Source organism: Bacillus paranthracis, assembly GCF_001883995.1.
GTDB classification, from domain to species: domain Bacteria; phylum Bacillota; class Bacilli; order Bacillales; family Bacillaceae_G; genus Bacillus_A; species Bacillus_A paranthracis.
On sequence record NZ_MACE01000049.1, the window covers coordinates 494,400 to 511,125 of the forward strand.

Consider the following 16,726-nt stretch of genomic DNA (forward strand, 5'->3'; position numbering starts at 1 on the left):
TTCACTCCCCCTTCACTTTTACCAATTGCGCCAATCCTTGACCAAACGACCAATTTTCAGCGGCTGTCTCGTTAAGTGTAATAAAAATGTCTGCACTTTTTATACTAGAACATTCAGAAACCCTCAAAGATATTGACTGATACAGATCGCGTTTCTGTTTTATCGTTCTTCCCGGTCCACATGTAATAGAAACATAAATCATATTCTCTGTTCTCTTTTCTCCCCTTTCTAATAAATAATATGGATCATATAAAAAATGATTTTGTTGATAAGGTAAAAACATTTCAAAAAAATCATTTTCAGGGATGTTAAAATATTTAATTAATGAAAGATGAATACATTCACCTATCTTTTTCAATTCTTCTTCATTTAATATATTTTCATGATAATAAACGTTCACAAAAGGCATATATTTTCACCCCTTTACTTAATTTAGCATTCAACAAAATATCATTGTGAAATGTGCAAAATCTCATATACTGTAGTACCTTTATTCGTTACCATATCAGGCTTTTCTTCATAAAAATTAAACTTACTATATCCCCATTTATCTGGATTATATACTATTACATTTCCTAAACAATTTTCTACCTTTTGATCCACAATGATAGATTGAATCCCACTCAATGATTCACTTTGAGAAATACTTCCTTCATATTCAACAACATATCTACATTTCTTAAAATCACCCTTTACATTAACAACTAATGGAACACCTATATTTATTTGTTGCCATCCAAAAGATTGTAAAATATTATCGTAATACCCTTCAAAGATAAATTTGTTCATTCCTTCATGACCATTCCAAATATATAAAGGTGCATAACAGTTATAGAAATTTCCGTCCTTATCTGCCTCAGTAATTAAATAAGCTTTAAAATTCAAGTCTTGAAAACCATCCGTTTTATACCCATTATCCTTTACCCTTTTCTTAATAATCTCCATATCATAATCTTTCGGCAAAATGACCTTATATTGCATTCCAATCATGTTTATCACTCACTTTCCATCTTATATACACAATGATAAACCGATGATTGACTAACGTAAAATAGGTATAAATTATGTTTGGTATCATTTATAATGATATCGTATAAGGGGCTGTGATAAATGGAAATAAATGATCTTATTATATTCAAAACTGTGGCTAGCGAAGGTTCTATTAGTAAAGCTGCGAAAGAGTTAGGGTATGTTCAACCGAACGTAACTGAGCGTATTAAAAAATTAGAACAAGAGTTAGAAACACCTTTACTACATAGAGATAACAAAGGCGTTTCTTTATTACCTTCTGGTGACATTTTATTAGACTACACAAATCAAATATTAACGCTAGTAGAAGAAGCAAAAAATAAAATTAAAACAAGTGGGTCTTCTTATATAATCGCAACGTCACAATCTATTTTGACTAATTATGTAAGCAAGCGCATTAAAGAAAATTTCAGGAATTATCAAATATATGTAGAAAATAGTAGTCATTTGCAAAAATTACTGCAGCAACAAAAAGTTGATATGGTCATTACTTACGAGGATGATCCCGACGCAGCTTTTAAAAAAGTATTTACTACTTCAATTTCTATAGGCTTATTGAAAATGAAAGAAACACGTACCATTGACTATTCAAAGGAACTCTTCTTCGTTAGTAATGACAAAAAGTGCCCTTTTAGAAATAAGACGATACAATTTCTAAAAGAAAATAATTTATCTCAGCGCCAACTTCAACAATTAGATTCTTATTCGCTTATAGAAGAGTTTATTCAGGACGGAAAAGGAATAGCCTTTTTACCAATTAAAAATGATAAATTAGTACCAATTGAAGGTGTTCCAATTGAGAAATTAGCTGTTCATTTCTTTACGAACCAAAATTCTTTCAAACAAATCCCTGATGAACTATTTAATTAATATAATATTTATAAAAGAACTAAATTTACATACAGCAATAAAAATCCCTCCTTTCCGAATCTAAAAGAGGGATTTTCATATTCTATACAATTGATTTTTCACACATTTTGCTCCACTTCTGCACTTTTCTCCTTCTTATTCCGTTTCATATTCTTCAAACCCTTAACCGTGCCAACTAATCCTTTCGGGAAAACTAGCAATACGATAATGTACAATACACCAAGAATAATCGTCCATCGTTCAAAGATTGGATACTCTGTAGCTAGTTCTGATAAATAATATTTTAGGGATTCAATAATTCCAGCTCCTGCAATGGCTCCAATTAACGTTCCAACGCCTCCAATCATCGTCATCAATAATGCATTTAATGTCATTTCAATTGAAAATACAGTTGTATTAACAAAGCGCAGTGTAATAACAAATAAACCACCGCTAATTGCAGCTACTACTCCTGCAACAATGCTAGCAATAATTTTATAATGAAGAACTTTATATCCTAATGCTTCAACACGTTGCTCGTTTTGTGAAATTGCCTTTAATACTTTTCCAATAGAAGATTTGGTAAAAAGACGTAACAGAACAAAAATGATAAGTAAACATATAAGTGTTACATAATAAAACGTAAAACGATCACGAAATACGTCTGGTACACCAAATGTAAAACCATCTCCTCCGTGAGTGAGCCCACGCCATTTTTCAGCAAGTACGAAAAACAACTGTGAAATAGCAAGTGTTAACATTGCATAAAAATGACTTTTCAGCCGTAAAGAAAGCAAACCAATTATATAACTAACAATGGCTGAAATGATAATTGCAGCTACTATCCCTATTAAAAAGTTCGTTATGGATACTCCTTGTCGATCAAATAAAAGTGCTACGCCATATGCTCCGATTCCAAAGAACATACAATGGCCGAACGATACAATTCCTGTATATCCAAGCAATACATCAAAACTCATTGCAAAAATAGCAAAGATGAAGATTTGAGTGAACAAAATTAACAAGCTCCGTGAATCATTTACGAATGGAAATACACTTAAACAAATGAGCATACATACTCCGAAGTATACTTTAATTCGATTTGATGTACTGTTCACCATTTCACCCCTTTTCACCAACAAGTCCATTTGGCTTCACGATTAAGAAAAACAGTAGCATTAACATATTGATTGCAAGTGATAAATCTGGTATAAAATACGCTGTAAAAGCACCAGCTAATCCGACAATTAAAGAAGCCATTGCTGAACCTTGTACGCTTCCTAACCCTCCAATGATTACTACTATGAAAGCCAAAATCGCATACTGCATACCCATCTCGGCGAAAATAACGCCTGAATACGGTGCTAATAAGAAGCCTCCCAACGCTGCCATTCCTGCGCCTAATAAAAAGACGAAAGAAAATATCGCTTTTACGTTAATACCGAGCGCTTGAACCATCTCTTTATCCATTACGCCTGCGCGTATCATAAGACCTATCTTTGTTTTTTTGAGCAATAATAATAATGCAATGTATATGATAATCCCAATTATGATAACGAATAGACGATATTTAATTAATATAACGCCTCCGAACGTAAAACTTCCTTGTAGCCATAACGGTAACTTTGCCCCAATTGGATTTGGTCCCCAAAATACTTTAATACATTCACTAAGTACAAGCATTCCTCCAAGCGTAACAAGAAGCTGTCGAACATGATTTCCATATACCGGTCTAATAAGGAATCTTTCTAAAATAAATCCAAGGAACATTCCCATAGCTATTGCTCCAATTAAAGCTAATACGTAACTACCTGTCATATTAAATAGCCAAACACCTGTAAACGCTCCCCACGCAAATAAACCACCATGTGCGAAGTTTAGAACACTCATTAAACCGAAAATAAGCGAAAGACCTGACGCTAATAAAAAAATGAGCATCCCTGTTGAAATCCCATTTACAAATAAATTGATTAACACATCCATCCTTCTCACCCCGGATTCATGTTAAGAGATTCCTAAATATTTGTGACACATTTCCTTATCCTCTTTTAATTCATGCATAAAACCGTTATGAACAATTTTTCCGTTATCCATAATATAAAAATAATCACCAATTTGACTAGCCATCATAAAATTTTGTTCAACGAGTAAAACTGTTGTTTTCTCCTTCATTTTCAAAATAGCTATCATTAATTTTTCTATCATAATGGGGGACAAGCCTTTACTCGGCTCATCAATAAGTAGTAAACCATCGCTATTAATAAATGCTCTTGAAATTGCTAACATTTGCTTTTGTCCCCCGCTTAGGAGTCCGCTTTTTTTGTGCCAAAATTGCTTTAAATCTGGAAATAGTTCAAGCATCCATTCTATTTTTTCTTCCGCTTCTTCACCCTTACCTCTAGCAAGAGCGAATGTTTCTTCTACTGTCAGATCGTGAAAAATACCTTGATTTTCTGGTACATACCCTATTCCTTTCCTTGAAATTAAATGTGTAGATAATCCATTTACTTGTGTACGATCGTAATAAATTTCACCATGTGCGATATGATGAAATCCCATAACCGAACGTAATGTCGTAGTCTTCCCTGCCCCATTTCTTCCAAACAGTACAGTAATCGTTCCTTTTTCAACAGCAAGAGATACCCCTTGTAAAATATGAAACTGATCTAAATACGTCTCTATATTATTCACTTGTAATAGTGCCACTATATAATCCCCCTAAATAAGCACTTTGTACACGCTCATCTTTCATAATTTCTTCGGGTAAACCTTCAGCCAATAACTCTCCATGAAATAAAACGATTAGATGGTCTGACAAACCTAGTACCATATCCATTTTGTGTTCAATAAGTACAATTGTACTCTCTGGATGTTTCTTAATATTTTCAATCACTTGTAGTATAGCTGGGACTTCCTCAACCGAAATACCTGCCGTCGGCTCATCAAGTAATAACACATCTGTTTTTAAAGCTAATAACATCGCAAGTTCTAGCTTTCTTTTCTCTCCATGTGCCAAATCTTTCGCTAATACATGCTCTTTCTCCTGAAGTAATACTGTTTTTAAGAAACGTCTCGCCTCTCCAACTTGTTGCTTTAATTTTGCTGGACTCGGGAAAAAACTATAGTAATCTTGTACGAATGATTGAACACTTAAACGGACATTTTCAAGTACCGTTAATTCTGGGAATATGTTTGTAAGCTGAAAAGAGCGACCGATTCCTAAGCGTGTTCGATCTGAAATCGATAGTTTTGTAATATCTTGCCCTTTAAAATACACTTCACCTGTTGTGGGTGAAATCTGTCCACTTAGTAAATTAAATAATGTTGTCTTACCCGCACCATTTGGTCCGATAATAGAAATGAGTTTTCCTTTTTGTACAGTTACATTCACATCTTTAATAACATGATGCTCCCCAAAAGATACGCTAAGATTTTTCGTTTCTAGCAAATGTGTCACGAAATCCCTCCCTTTAAAGCTTTCAGTATGAAAGAAATACGTATAAAGTGAAACTTTAATCAGTGGGGGTTTTCTTCATTCCCCACTGATTATCAGCCCTCACCAATCGGACTTTAATGGGCAGCCCGACCCATTAAAGCGGGATAAAGAGGATGTGCCCCTCTTCATACAAAATCAACAGAAAATTCAGTCTATTTATTTTGAACTGGTGGTTCTGTTTCTTTCATCGTTAATTCTCGCTCTAACACTGGCACCGGATAATCAACACCATCTTGTTTTTTCAATGTGATAGAATACAGCGTCTGCATCGCTTGATGATCCTTCTCTCTAAATTTCATCTTTCCTTTCGGCGTATCAAATTCCATTCCTTCCATTTTCTTAATTAATGTATCTACATCTGTATCACCTTTTGTTTTCTTTAAAGCTTCTACAATTGAAATTGCCGCTGACATTCCCCCTGCTGTAAATAAATCTGGTACCGCACCATTAAATCGTTTTTTATGTTCTTCCACTAACCAATCATTCACCTTATTTTTCGGGAGTGTATGATAATAAACAGAAAAACCTTGCATTCCTACTAATGCATCCATCGTTTTTAATGCTGGTATATCTGGTGCACCTGTAGAAATTTTAATACCTTGCGCTTCCACATTCATATCTTTTAACTGTTTCCAAGGTGAGTTTGCCCCTGCCCAAACGATAAATAAATAGTCTGGTTTTGAGCTAATGATATTTTGAATATTTGCTGTAAAATCTGTTGAATTTGTATCCGCGTATTGCTCATTCACAATGTTCGCACCTAATTTTTTCGCACCCGCTTTAAATGCAGCAATCCCTTCACGACCAAAAGCGTTATCTGGGGCAAATGTCGCAATCTTTACATCTTTTTTCGCAATTGCTGCTGCTCCTGCAATCGCATCTTGTGAGGAACTTCTTCCAGTTCTAAAAATATATTTATTCCAGTTCTTCCCCGTAATACTATCCGCAACTGCCGGTTCTACAACCATAATCTTTTCATATTCTTCAGCTAATGGTAAAACCGCTAATGTATCACTTGAACTAGACGATCCAACTAAAAAATCAACTTTCTCTTCTTCTAATAACTTCGTAGCTTTTTTAACTGCTACATCCGCTTTCGTTTCTGTATCTTCTACAACAAACTTAATCTTTTTCCCATCTACTTTCCCAGTTCCACCAGTTGCATAGTCTAACCCTAATTCAAATCCGTTCACTGTTTGTTTTCCATACGATTCTAGCGGTCCTGTTATAGAAGCAAGGACTCCTACCTTAATCGTCTTGTCATCCTCTGTACTTGTTTTCTTTCCTGAACAAGCTGCTGTTATTAATAACGAACCTAAAACACAACCAGTAAACATCGTCTTTAGCCACTTACGTTTTTTCATCGACATTGTGATCCTCCCTATACTTTACTTTCTGATAGAATCAAACACGCCAAAATCCCCTGTCCGTAATCATGACTAACTAATTCAATAGATAATGGAAAACTCTTGTAGTACCCTCTACATTCGGCACAAATATATAATCACCTTCCTATGTAATGGAAACGGACATACAATCAATATATATTCTGCAATCCAATTGAAAATACTGTTTCATTTCAGTAATGACCATACAAAAAGACTAACTTATTTTTAAGTTAGTCTTTTCACCTTAATTAGAGTTAAGTTCTACTTTCTCTAACCCTTCAGCCAATTGTTTCTTATCTAGCCCTTCCCCTATCACTACCAAGTTCGTCGGGAAACCGAAGTCTTGTTCCAGTAAAGTTGGTACCCCAAATGAATATTGGAATAGGTGCGGGTATTTATCTCCATGGAATTTCACAAATCCTTTTACACGATAAATACTATCTGGTAAATTTAAAAGCCATTCATATAAATTGTCTTGATCAATCGATTTCGTAAATTGATATGTCATCGTTTGTATATGTAAATGCTGTTTGACATGTAGTGTCTCATGTTCCCCATCATTCATAAATTCAGCTTCTTCTATATCTTCTAAAGATATATTACAATATTTTGTTTCAAACAATTTTGCATGATTATTTATTGCTTTCACGTCTTCAATTACTTTGTTCTTATCCGCAAATGTTAGTAAATCTGATTTATTAATTAAAATATGGCTACCAAATTTCATTTGCTCATGCAGTAGCTGTTGCACATTTGCACTTAATATACTTCGATTTAACCACCTTACTGCATCTAAAACGACTACTATTGATTTCACTTCTAAGAAAGGTGCTAAAATTGGTGATACACATGCATCTAACACTTCAATTGGATGCGCAACACCTGTCGTTTCTATATAAATGACATCTGGTCTTTCTTGCTGATATAACGAATGTAATTGTATTTCAAGCTCTTCTTTTAACGTACAACAAATACACCCTTTCAGAAGTTCCCTTAAAACATTCTCTTTTCCAATAATATCTGTATCTACTGAGTATTCACCAATTTCATTCATTAACACTGCAACTTTTCTATTCTTCTTTTTCTCCGCTAACAATAAATTTTGTAATAATGTTGATTTTCCGCTACCTAAAAAGCCACCTAATATATGAATTTCTACTTTATTCATTTGATCGACCATCCATTTCTTTATTTCAAAACGTATTCAAAGCGTAATAATTACGATTTATATTTATTATTTTATTAAAAGAGTCGTGATTTGTAAATATATGTTCACTGTTCGTTTACTTCATAAGCAACTTTAATCCCAGATTCTATCGCTCCTTGCATCCACCCATGTGTTAATGTCGTATGCTCTCCTGCAAAGTGCACTTTTCCAGATGGTGGTGTAATATACGGAAATAACTCGAGCTCTTGACCTGGTTCAAAAGCTGTAAATGCACCGCAAGAATACGGATTTTGACTCCAGCTAAAAGATGTTCCCGTAACAAACTCACTATAGACGATATCACCGTATATTTCTGCTAAATTTTTTAATGCGTAACGAATGCGTTCTCTATCCGGTAAACTATCCCATGTTAACGCCTCATCTGCCCACGTATAACTCGCTAAAACGATAGCTGCCCCTGGTGTATGAATGCCATAACTCGGATAATATGTAAACCGTATAGGTAAATCTGTAATAGATTTACCTCCACACTGTCCCGCTTTCTCCCAAAATCTACTTTTAAACTCTATCGCAATTTTAGTTGCAGCAATATAATTTAATTCACGAATTGCTCGTCTTTTATAATAAGAGAATAGATTGTAAGGCTGAATTTCAACAAAACGTAAAGCTGAAAATGGGATCGTAACAATTGCAACATCACCTGTAACCATAAATCTCTCAATAGTTTGTTCATAGTTTACTTGCATCATCACTTTGCTATTTTCTTGTATAATTTTTTCAACCTTATACCGCATAAATATATTCTCATTTAACTGCGATAAAAATGCTTTTGGTAATGCATCCATCCCGCCCGTTATTTCATAATATTTCGTCGTTGAAGTAAAGAAGACCATTTCTCGTAATACTTCAATTAAAGACATTCCCATATACGCTTCCATATCAAGAAGTACACCAATCATATCTATTGCACCGTCTGAATAATATTCAGTTAAAAATGTGCCGAGCGAATATGCTTTATACTTTTTCTCAACAATACTCCAATTCTTATTAGGATCTTTCTTAATATAATTTAGAATCGGTTCTAATACCTCTAACATTAACTCTTCTGCCGTTTTACCTTTTTCCCTCTCTAAAATAGGATATCCAAGTATACTTGGATTTTTTTCGAATATGCTTAATCTCGTTTTAATATTATTCGTATAAATAATATCTGAAGCGGTTTTATTTATAAAAAGATTTAACGGTAATTTAAATTTACGAATGTAAGCTAAAGTTAACTTGTGTGTATCAGGAATTCGCATTGGTCCTGCATTAAAATATAAACCTCTGCTAAACGGTTCACGGATCGTATATATTCTTCCGCCTATTCGATTATTCGCTTCTAAAATTGTTATGTTATGACCTGCTTCTTTCAATAACGATGCTGCAACTAATCCTGAAATTCCTGCACCAACAATAATAATCTGTTTTGGCTCCTTCGTTTTAACGAGCCCCACATGAATAATATGGAGCATTCTTTCCATCGTTAATGGCTGCATCATGGCCTTTTCCCCTTCAATAAAGGATTTTATTGCATTATATTCGGTTAACTTACTTCCTATGTTTTATGCAAGAAATTGCACGGATACATTTTCAAATACTTGAATATCTTTTATAAAATGTAATAAACTAGATATGAATCTATAGAAGTAAGACGTATTATCTTACATAATAAAATCAATGAAATTGCGAGGAATTTTGAAATGAAAAAAGGTATTAACCGTGTTGTATTAGTCGGAACAGGAGCAGTTGGATGTAGTTATGCTTACTGCATGATTAACCAAGCTGTAGCTGAAGAATTTGTTTTAGTTGATGTAAACGAAGCAAAAGCTGAAGGAGAAGCGATGGATTTAAGTCATGCCGTTCCATTTGCTCCAGCTCCAACTAGAGTATGGAAAGGTAGCTACGAAGATTGTAAAGATGCTGACCTTGTAGTCATTACGGCTGGATTACCACAAAAGCCAGGTGAAACACGTTTAGATTTAGTTGAGAAAAACGCTAAAATCTTTAAACAAATCGTTCGCAGTATTATGGATAGCGGGTTTGATGGCATTTTCTTAATCGCAACAAATCCTGTAGATATTTTAACTTACGTAACTTGGAAAGAATCTGGTTTACCGAAAGAACGTGTAATCGGTTCTGGTACAACGCTTGATTCTGCTCGTTTCCGCTATATGTTAGGTGAGTACTTCGATATTGGTCCACACAACATTCACGCCTATATTATCGGAGAACATGGCGATACTGAACTTCCAGTTTGGAGCCACGTTTCCGTTGGTATCCAAAAACTACAGACACTGCTTGAAAAAGACAACACGTATAATCAAGAAGATTTAGACAAAATTTTCATAAACGTTCGTGATGCAGCTTACCATATTATTGAGCGAAAAGGTGCAACTTACTACGGTATCGGTATGTCACTTCTACGTGTTACTAAAGCGATTTTAAATGATGAAAATAGTGTATTAACTGTATCGGCTTACTTAGAAGGTCAATATGGTCAAAAAGATGTGTATATTGGTGTACCTGCTGTTTTAAATCGCGGCGGGGTTCGTGAAATTTTAGAAGTAGAATTAAGTGAAGACGAAGAATTAAAATTCGATCACTCAGTTCAAGTGTTGAAAGAAACAATGGCTCCTGTTCTTTAATATGTATAGCAAAAAGCAATCCAAATTATTTCGGATTGCTTTTTACTTTATTTTCTATTTTTTAATCGATTCCTCATTATTTACATCAAGTACATCTAAGAAAAAGATAAAGATTGGTATCCCGATAATAAGCCCCCATATTCCAAGGAAATGTTCTGAAAAGATGAGAATTATAAATGTATAAAAGATTGGTAAATTCGTTTTCGCAGACATAAACTTCGGGTTTAAAAAATAACTTTCAAGAGCATGGATGACTGTAATGAAAATAAGTATGTATACAACGTACATAACTCCGCCTACGTTATAAGCAATGATACTAAGTGGAAATAAAGAAATAATCACACCTGCAACTGGAATCAACCCTAGTAGAAAAATCATAACAGCTAATACGAGAAGCTGCGGAAATCCTAAAACAATTAATGCAATAACAGTAAGAATACAATTTACAACCGCAATTAAAAACTGTGCTTCAATTACTTTACCGAACGATCTTGCAAACCTTTCGCCAAAATATGCGATTTCCTCATAAAAAATCTTTAGCTTACTCTCTTTAAATTTAGAAGTAAAGGTAATAATACGCTCCTTCTCTAATAAGAAAAATAAGCTTAATATGAGAGACAATAATATTTGTAAACTTACCTTCCCTATATTTGCTATCGATTGATAGATGACATCTACACCTTGTTCTATATACTTTGATACTTCCATTCCGTTAATTGTCGAAAGTGCATATTTAATGATTTCATTATCAGGCGGGTTTTGAAAGAACAATTTAAATTGATAAATCAATTGCGAAATTTGTATCGTTAACACAGGTAAATATTTATACAATGTCGTGCCAATAAAGGAAACTAATATGATATACAAACAGGCGATAACAATTTTCCGGTTCACTTTCAATTTTTTTGAAATAAAACGTTGAAATCGATCCATTAAAAATGTCAGTATAAACGTAATTAATATTAAGTTGATCATACTTTTTAATCCATATAATACAAGCGCTACTATTATTAAAACGAGAAACCGTTGAAACCCTCTACTTCGAAAAAAATTTTTCACTTCATTCATTAAGATTTAACCTCCCCCTTCAATGGATGGAAATTGAATATATTACATTTTATGAACTTCTATAGACAATCTTTCTTACTAATTAGAAAGAATCCTTTTTTTCTTTTTATATTGTTAGATTCTATTTATATTAGCCCACCTACTTACTTCAGTTGAGCTCTTTTTTTCGTTTAACCTTTTACAATTTAGGTGGTTTTCTATTTTTAGACTGCTGCTCATACGCATATCCAATATTGAAAAGCTCTTTTTCACCAAACTGTTTCCCTACAAACACTACACCGATTGGTTCTCCATTTTTATCATATCCAGCAGGAACCGCTAATTCCGGATAACCAGCTACAGCGGATAGAAGAACTTCATCGTTATTAATCATAACTAGAGCATCCAAACCTTTTTCTACTAAATATCTATCTAGCTCTTTTCTTGCATTTTTTTGACTCGTTTGCACTACTTTTTCAAACTCATCTTTCGTTGTAGCAGATTTTTCAGATCCCTCAATTAATGTTTGTCCATATTTTATTCGTCTATTACTATCCTTTTTATTAAACGCTATAATCTCTTCTAACGATTTTACCGGTACATTTTTTTGCTTTGAAAGAAAATCGTTAACATTATGTTTGAATTCATATTCTAATGTTTGTAGATTATCTACACCCTCAGCGTTTAACTGAATATCATCAGTCACTATTGCACCTGCATCTTGAAGGTCTTTTCTTATCTTTTGTGCTACTTCTTTTCTATTGTCATCTTGTCGATCTATTGAAAATAGTACTCCTACTTTTTTCCCTTTCAAACCGTCTATTGATAAGTCCTTCGTATAATCCATTCTTTCTTTATCTTTCATTTTTTCTGTCATAGCATCTTTTTCATCATAACTTACCATTATGTTAAATAACGTTGCCGCATCCTTTACCGTTCTTGCCATCGGCCCTGCTGTATCAAGCGTTTCAGCTAACGGAATAATGCCTGATCTACTCACCATACCTAGTGATGGACGTAATCCAACTACTGATTGCTGCGTCGCTGGTGCTACAATTGATCCAGTCGTTTCTGTCCCGATTGCAAGCGGTGCAAAATCTGCCGCAACTACTGTAGCAGATCCAGAGCTTGATCCTGATGTATCAAACGTAATCGGACCATACGGATTCAAATTTTGTCCTTTTTTCCCGCTATATCCGCTAGGCATTGTAAAGGATAAATAATTTGCCCACTCAGACATATTCGCTTTTCCTAAAACAAAAGCACCTTCTTCTTTCAACTTTTTCACAATCGTCGCATCCTCATCTGCAACCCAATCTTTTAACACATATGTTCCTGCACTAGTCGGCATCACTTTTTCCGTCTGTACATTATCTTTTACAACGACAGGAATACCATATAAATTCGACTTTTTGTTTCTACCTCGCTCTTGATCTAACTTTCTTGCTTCTTCCATCGCATTAGGATTTATCTCTGTAACAGCATTTAATGTTATTCCATTTTGATCATGTTCTTGTATTCTAAAGAGATAAATACTCGTTAATTCTTCATATGACAACTTTCCATCATCAATCATTTTTTGAAGCTCATCTACAATCGCATTTACGACTTCTTTTTCTTTCATCTTTACATTTTCTATATTAATTCCTTTAAGCTGATTATGTATCGGTTGTAGCACTCTTTCTTTATCATATACAATACGCTCAGGTTCCTTTGGAAAATAATTTTTATACATGTAATATCCGCCGGCACACGCTAATAAGACAACGCCTCCAGCGATAGACAGCGTTCCCTTTACCCATTTCTTCATGTTGCTTCCTCCACTCTATAAGGTGCTTCGTTATACGAAAAAGAGAGTTACTTTTTACTTAACTCTCTCCAATCGAAATGCCAAATGAAAAAATGAAAGATTTCAATCTAATTACTTCTTTTTTTGCATTTGCTTCGCTAACATTTCTTTCACTTGATTATACGTTAACCCTGAATTTTTATTTAAACGCTTTACTTCCTCGACATCAGTACCTACCACTGTATATTTTTTCTCATCATTCATTTTTCTAATTCCCTTCTCACCGGATTATTTCTTATATTTCTTCCCTAAATGCGCATACTTTAACACCACTACAAAAAGGAAGCTGTTTTTAAGTACAGCTTCCTTCTCGTTACATATTGTATATCTTAATAAAATTTCAATACATCTTCAGTAGGCAAGAACGTTCTTTCTGCTGGTTGTTCGTTTGGTTCACCAAATGGCATTTGACCTACTAAACTCCACTCTGCTGGAATGTTCCAAGTTTCTTTCACTTCAGCATCTACGATTGGGTTGTAATGTTGTAATGACGCCCCAATTCCTTCAGCAGATAATAACATCCACACAGTATGTTGTAACATTGCATTTCCTTGATGAGACCAGAATGGGAACTGATCTTTATATAATGGTGCGTTTTCTTGCATTTTTTCTACAGTTGCTTGATCTTCAAAGAATAGTACAGTCCCTACACCTGCATGAAAACCTTTTAGTCTTTCAACAGTCGCTTCAAAGTTTTCTGCTGGTACGCGGGCTCTTAATGTTTCTTTCACAATATCCCAAAACTTTTCATGCTCCCCATCCATTAATACAACCATACGACCACTTTGCATGTTGAAAGATGTTGGTGCGTGTAAAGCTGTTTTTAGCACTTCTTCAATTCTTTCTTTCGTAATTGCATCATTTTTTGTTACTTTACGAATGGAACGGCGGTTCACGATTGCTTCTTTTAAGTTTGTTGTAGTTGCTGACATTTTAATTCCTCCAAATGTTTGTTTTATAATTTATTTTGTTATTTCATAACAAGCGAATTAGCAATATCCATCGGTATTACATTGCATACCTTCAAATGAATTTGTTTTATCCTTTTCAATTTCTTTATCAATGACCCTTTGTAGCGTTTCTTTACTAGCAAGCCCTTGAATGATTTCATCTCCAATCATGACAGTTGGAACAGCCATAATATTCGCTTCATCATATGCGTGCTGAATTGCTTCTTGATGCTTTTCCTTATATTTACGAGTTACTAAAGCATCTTTAAATTCCGCCTCAGGAAGTCCTACTTCTACCGCTAATTTTGTTAACACATCAATATCTTCAATGTTTTGCTCTTCTTGGAAAAATGCTGTGAATACGCGGTGATGATACTCATTACCTAGTCCACGTTCTTTCGCAAATTGACACCCTTCGAAAGCTAAATGTGTATATGGATGCGGAGAAACACGTGGCAAACGCATATCAATTCCTAACTTCTTCGCTGTCGGAAGAATGAAAGCATCCCATGAACCTAATTTTTCTGGCTCATTCCATGGATCTATTTTTGAATATGGACTTGGACGTAATTCAAATGGCATCCATTCAATTTCTACATCTTTCTCTTTCGCTACTTCATCTAATGGACCTTTTGCTAAAAAACAAAATGGACATATAAAATCTGAGTATACTTTCATTTTTACAGTCATAACTTTTACACCTTACCTTTATAGTTGTAACTATATAAGTTACATTAATATTAAAAAAATATAAATATGATTTAAGCATTCATTTTTTCTTGCAAAGTTTCAAACAGCTGCCCCATCGTAATATTTCTCAAAACTTCTTCCATTGCGGATTGTGCTTGAATTAAAATAATTTCTAACACCGCTTGAATATTCGCCCCAATTGGACAATCTGGATTCGGTTGCTCATGAATGTGAAATAATTTATCCTCTTCCACTACATTCACTGCATGATACACATCTAACAATGTGATTTCATGTAAATCCTTTAGTAAACCTGCGCCACCCGGTCCACGATTTACGTAAACAAAGCCAGCTTGTTTCAAGTACGACATCATTTTACGAATGACTACTGGATTTGTATTGACACTCTCAGCCATATAGTCTGAAGTACAAAGTGAAGATGGATTGTTTTTCAAAATAGATAAAATATGAACAGCTATGGAAAAGCGGCTACTAATTTTCATCGTAATCACCACCTCGATGTAATCATTATAGTTACAACCGAAAAATAAGTCAATCCTTTTCACATATTTTTTATAAGTAAATTAAAAAGTGTCCCATTATAATATACGAGACACCTCTTTTTATTCTGCAAATAGCGCCTGAAATTCTTCAATAAATAGCTGCACAGCGATTGAAGAATCCTTTAATGAAGGAACAGCTAAAGCAATTTCTCTCCATACTTGCGGTTCCAATTCTCTCGTTTGCACATTTTTTGGTAAATTCGTTAAAGATAATTCAGCTAATATTGCAATGCCTAATCCTTCTTGAATCATATTTAAAGCTGTCGTAACTGTCGAAATTACATACTCAGCCCGAAGTGGTACGTTGGCTTGTTTAAACATATCAATGATGGGTGGTTCGTATCCGCCTTTACATAATATGATCGGTTCATTCTCCAAATCACGAATTGTAATAGCGTCCTTCTTGCAAAGAGGATGATCCTCTCTTAAAATAACAACCATTTTCCCCTTCGTTAATGGAACAATCTCCATCTCTTTATTAGGTAAAATAACAATCCCTATATCAACAACCCTCGATACTAACCAATCTTCAACTTCTTTAATCGTTCCTTCACAAAGAACGACTTCTAAGTTCGGATACTTCTCCTTAAAATGGTTTATCATTTTCGGTAAGAAATGTGCAGAAGCACTCGGAAAACTCCCAATTCGAATCGTCCCCACTTCGTGTCCTTTCTCCATCGCAACTTCTTGTTCAATCTTCTCTACACCGTTCAAAATCTCTCTAATATGTACAAGAATTCTGTTTCCTACATCCGTAACGAGTAATCCTTGTCGTTTATCACGTATAAGAATCGTAACTCCTAACTCTGACTCAATACTTGAAATCGCATGACTTACTGCTGGCTGCGTCATATTTAACACCCGAGCAGCCTTCGTAAAACTACCTAACTCAACAGTTTTTATTAATACTTGTAGTTGTGTAATGGTCATAACTAATCGCTTATACTCCTCATAAAAAAGATTCATTTTATTTATTACAGTCGATATCATATCATAGTGAAATGAATAAC

The 16,726-nt window shown here is 34.3% G+C and carries 18 protein-coding genes; 2 read left to right on the forward strand and 16 right to left on the reverse strand.

The genetic code is table 11. The features are described 5' to 3' along the window. Nucleotide 1 precedes the first annotated feature (1 nt). Entirely contained in the window at nt 2–409 is a 408-nt protein-coding gene (locus tag BAQ46_RS19650; protein WP_061131168.1) for a tautomerase family protein, read from the reverse strand. Nucleotides 410–450: 41 nt separating this feature from the next. After that, on the reverse strand, nt 451–990 hold the full coding sequence (locus BAQ46_RS19655; RefSeq protein ID WP_061131167.1) for a DUF4865 family protein: 540 nt from the start codon (nt 988–990) through the stop codon (nt 451–453). A gap of 120 nt (nt 991–1,110) precedes the next feature. Between BAQ46_RS19655 and BAQ46_RS19660 the strand changes: the two genes are divergently transcribed. Further along, nucleotides 1,111–1,899 (forward strand): LysR family transcriptional regulator, encoded by a 789-nt coding sequence (locus BAQ46_RS19660; RefSeq protein ID WP_071742515.1) that lies wholly within the window; start codon nt 1,111–1,113, stop codon nt 1,897–1,899. 98 nt (nt 1,900–1,997) lie between these two features. On the opposite strand, the gene BAQ46_RS19665 is transcribed toward BAQ46_RS19660, so the two are convergent. From BAQ46_RS19665 to BAQ46_RS19695, 7 genes are all read right to left on the reverse strand, one after another. Beyond that, nucleotides 1,998–2,951, reverse strand: a complete 954-nt coding sequence (locus BAQ46_RS19665) for a branched-chain amino acid ABC transporter permease (RefSeq protein ID WP_061536843.1) — start codon at nt 2,949–2,951, stop codon at nt 1,998–2,000. A gap of 49 nt (nt 2,952–3,000) precedes the next feature. Continuing rightward, nucleotides 3,001–3,861 (reverse strand): branched-chain amino acid ABC transporter permease, encoded by an 861-nt coding sequence (locus BAQ46_RS19670; protein WP_071742517.1) that lies wholly within the window; start codon nt 3,859–3,861, stop codon nt 3,001–3,003. Between the two features lie 21 nt (nt 3,862–3,882). Beyond that, nucleotides 3,883–4,584 carry a branched-chain amino acid ABC transporter ATP-binding protein gene (locus tag BAQ46_RS19675; RefSeq protein ID WP_001196686.1) on the reverse strand — a complete coding sequence of 234 codons (702 nt, stop codon included), beginning with the start codon at nt 4,582–4,584 and terminating at the stop codon, nt 3,883–3,885. Further along, nucleotides 4,562–5,335, reverse strand: coding sequence for an ABC transporter ATP-binding protein (locus BAQ46_RS19680; RefSeq protein WP_061131165.1), 774 nt, complete (start codon nt 5,333–5,335; stop codon nt 4,562–4,564). The genes BAQ46_RS19675 and BAQ46_RS19680 overlap by 23 nt, the downstream gene beginning before the upstream one ends. A gap of 191 nt (nt 5,336–5,526) precedes the next feature. Continuing rightward, complete coding sequence (locus BAQ46_RS19685) at nt 5,527–6,744, reverse strand: substrate-binding domain-containing protein (protein WP_000061991.1); 1,218 nt, start codon at nt 6,742–6,744, stop codon at nt 5,527–5,529. Nucleotides 6,745–7,006: 262 nt separating this feature from the next. Continuing rightward, nucleotides 7,007–7,930 (reverse strand): CobW family GTP-binding protein, encoded by a 924-nt coding sequence (locus BAQ46_RS19690; RefSeq protein WP_061131164.1) that lies wholly within the window; start codon nt 7,928–7,930, stop codon nt 7,007–7,009. A gap of 104 nt (nt 7,931–8,034) precedes the next feature. After that, on the reverse strand, nt 8,035–9,471 hold the full coding sequence (locus BAQ46_RS19695; protein WP_061131163.1) for a flavin monoamine oxidase family protein: 1,437 nt from the start codon (nt 9,469–9,471) through the stop codon (nt 8,035–8,037). 201 nt (nt 9,472–9,672) lie between these two features. Here BAQ46_RS19695 and BAQ46_RS19700 point away from each other — a divergent pair, with 201 nt between their 5' ends. Next, on the forward strand, nt 9,673–10,617 hold the full coding sequence (locus BAQ46_RS19700) for an L-lactate dehydrogenase (RefSeq protein ID WP_000715321.1): 945 nt from the start codon (nt 9,673–9,675) through the stop codon (nt 10,615–10,617). Between the two features lie 54 nt (nt 10,618–10,671). On the opposite strand, the gene BAQ46_RS19705 is transcribed toward BAQ46_RS19700, so the two are convergent. From BAQ46_RS19705 to BAQ46_RS19735, 7 genes are all read right to left on the reverse strand, one after another. After that, nucleotides 10,672–11,685 (reverse strand): AI-2E family transporter, encoded by a 1,014-nt coding sequence (locus BAQ46_RS19705; RefSeq protein ID WP_001006585.1) that lies wholly within the window; start codon nt 11,683–11,685, stop codon nt 10,672–10,674. A gap of 178 nt (nt 11,686–11,863) precedes the next feature. Next, nucleotides 11,864–13,474 carry an amidase family protein gene (locus BAQ46_RS19710; RefSeq protein ID WP_071742519.1) on the reverse strand — a complete coding sequence of 537 codons (1,611 nt, stop codon included), beginning with the start codon at nt 13,472–13,474 and terminating at the stop codon, nt 11,864–11,866. Nucleotides 13,475–13,585: 111 nt separating this feature from the next. Beyond that, a complete protein-coding gene (locus BAQ46_RS31415) occupies nt 13,586–13,717 on the reverse strand; it encodes a hypothetical protein (RefSeq protein WP_000997344.1) in 132 nt (43 codons plus the stop codon). 125 nt (nt 13,718–13,842) lie between these two features. Next, nucleotides 13,843–14,445, reverse strand: coding sequence for a nitroreductase family protein (locus BAQ46_RS19720; RefSeq protein WP_061131162.1), 603 nt, complete (start codon nt 14,443–14,445; stop codon nt 13,843–13,845). Nucleotides 14,446–14,502: 57 nt separating this feature from the next. Beyond that, nucleotides 14,503–15,153 (reverse strand): DsbA family oxidoreductase, encoded by a 651-nt coding sequence (locus BAQ46_RS19725; RefSeq protein ID WP_000216672.1) that lies wholly within the window; start codon nt 15,151–15,153, stop codon nt 14,503–14,505. 71 nt (nt 15,154–15,224) lie between these two features. Next, on the reverse strand, nt 15,225–15,656 hold the full coding sequence (locus BAQ46_RS19730) for an Rrf2 family transcriptional regulator (protein WP_000704088.1): 432 nt from the start codon (nt 15,654–15,656) through the stop codon (nt 15,225–15,227). Nucleotides 15,657–15,776: 120 nt separating this feature from the next. Further along, nucleotides 15,777–16,646 carry a LysR family transcriptional regulator gene (locus BAQ46_RS19735; RefSeq protein ID WP_000156778.1) on the reverse strand — a complete coding sequence of 290 codons (870 nt, stop codon included), beginning with the start codon at nt 16,644–16,646 and terminating at the stop codon, nt 15,777–15,779. Between the last annotated feature and the right edge of the window lie 80 nt (nt 16,647–16,726).

Bases quoted from the DNA above. Each gene is read 5' to 3' on its own strand.
- BAQ46_RS19650 (WP_061131168.1), bottom strand. From the start codon at position 409: ATGCCTTTTGTGAACGTTTATTATCATGAAAATATATTAAATGAAGAA.
- BAQ46_RS19655 (WP_061131167.1), bottom strand. From the start codon at position 990: ATGATTGGAATGCAATATAAGGTCATTTTGCCGAAAGATTATGATATG.
- BAQ46_RS19660 (WP_071742515.1), top strand. From the start codon at position 1,111: ATGGAAATAAATGATCTTATTATATTCAAAACTGTGGCTAGCGAAGGT.
- BAQ46_RS19665 (WP_061536843.1), bottom strand. From the start codon at position 2,951: ATGCTCATTTGTTTAAGTGTATTTCCATTCGTAAATGATTCACGGAGC.
- BAQ46_RS19670 (WP_071742517.1), bottom strand. From the start codon at position 3,861: ATGGATGTGTTAATCAATTTATTTGTAAATGGGATTTCAACAGGGATG.
- BAQ46_RS19685 (WP_000061991.1), bottom strand. From the start codon at position 6,744: ATGTCGATGAAAAAACGTAAGTGGCTAAAGACGATGTTTACTGGTTGT.
- BAQ46_RS19690 (WP_061131164.1), bottom strand. From the start codon at position 7,930: ATGAATAAAGTAGAAATTCATATATTAGGTGGCTTTTTAGGTAGCGGA.
- BAQ46_RS19695 (WP_061131163.1), bottom strand. From the start codon at position 9,471: ATGATGCAGCCATTAACGATGGAAAGAATGCTCCATATTATTCATGTG.
- BAQ46_RS19700 (WP_000715321.1), top strand. From the start codon at position 9,673: ATGAAAAAAGGTATTAACCGTGTTGTATTAGTCGGAACAGGAGCAGTT.
- BAQ46_RS19705 (WP_001006585.1), bottom strand. From the start codon at position 11,685: ATGAATGAAGTGAAAAATTTTTTTCGAAGTAGAGGGTTTCAACGGTTT.
- BAQ46_RS19710 (WP_071742519.1), bottom strand. From the start codon at position 13,474: ATGAAGAAATGGGTAAAGGGAACGCTGTCTATCGCTGGAGGCGTTGTC.
- BAQ46_RS31415 (WP_000997344.1), bottom strand. From the start codon at position 13,717: ATGAATGATGAGAAAAAATATACAGTGGTAGGTACTGATGTCGAGGAA.
- BAQ46_RS19720 (WP_061131162.1), bottom strand. From the start codon at position 14,445: ATGTCAGCAACTACAACAAACTTAAAAGAAGCAATCGTGAACCGCCGT.
- BAQ46_RS19725 (WP_000216672.1), bottom strand. From the start codon at position 15,153: ATGACTGTAAAAATGAAAGTATACTCAGATTTTATATGTCCATTTTGT.
- BAQ46_RS19730 (WP_000704088.1), bottom strand. From the start codon at position 15,656: ATGAAAATTAGTAGCCGCTTTTCCATAGCTGTTCATATTTTATCTATT.
- BAQ46_RS19735 (WP_000156778.1), bottom strand. From the start codon at position 16,646: ATGACCATTACACAACTACAAGTATTAATAAAAACTGTTGAGTTAGGT.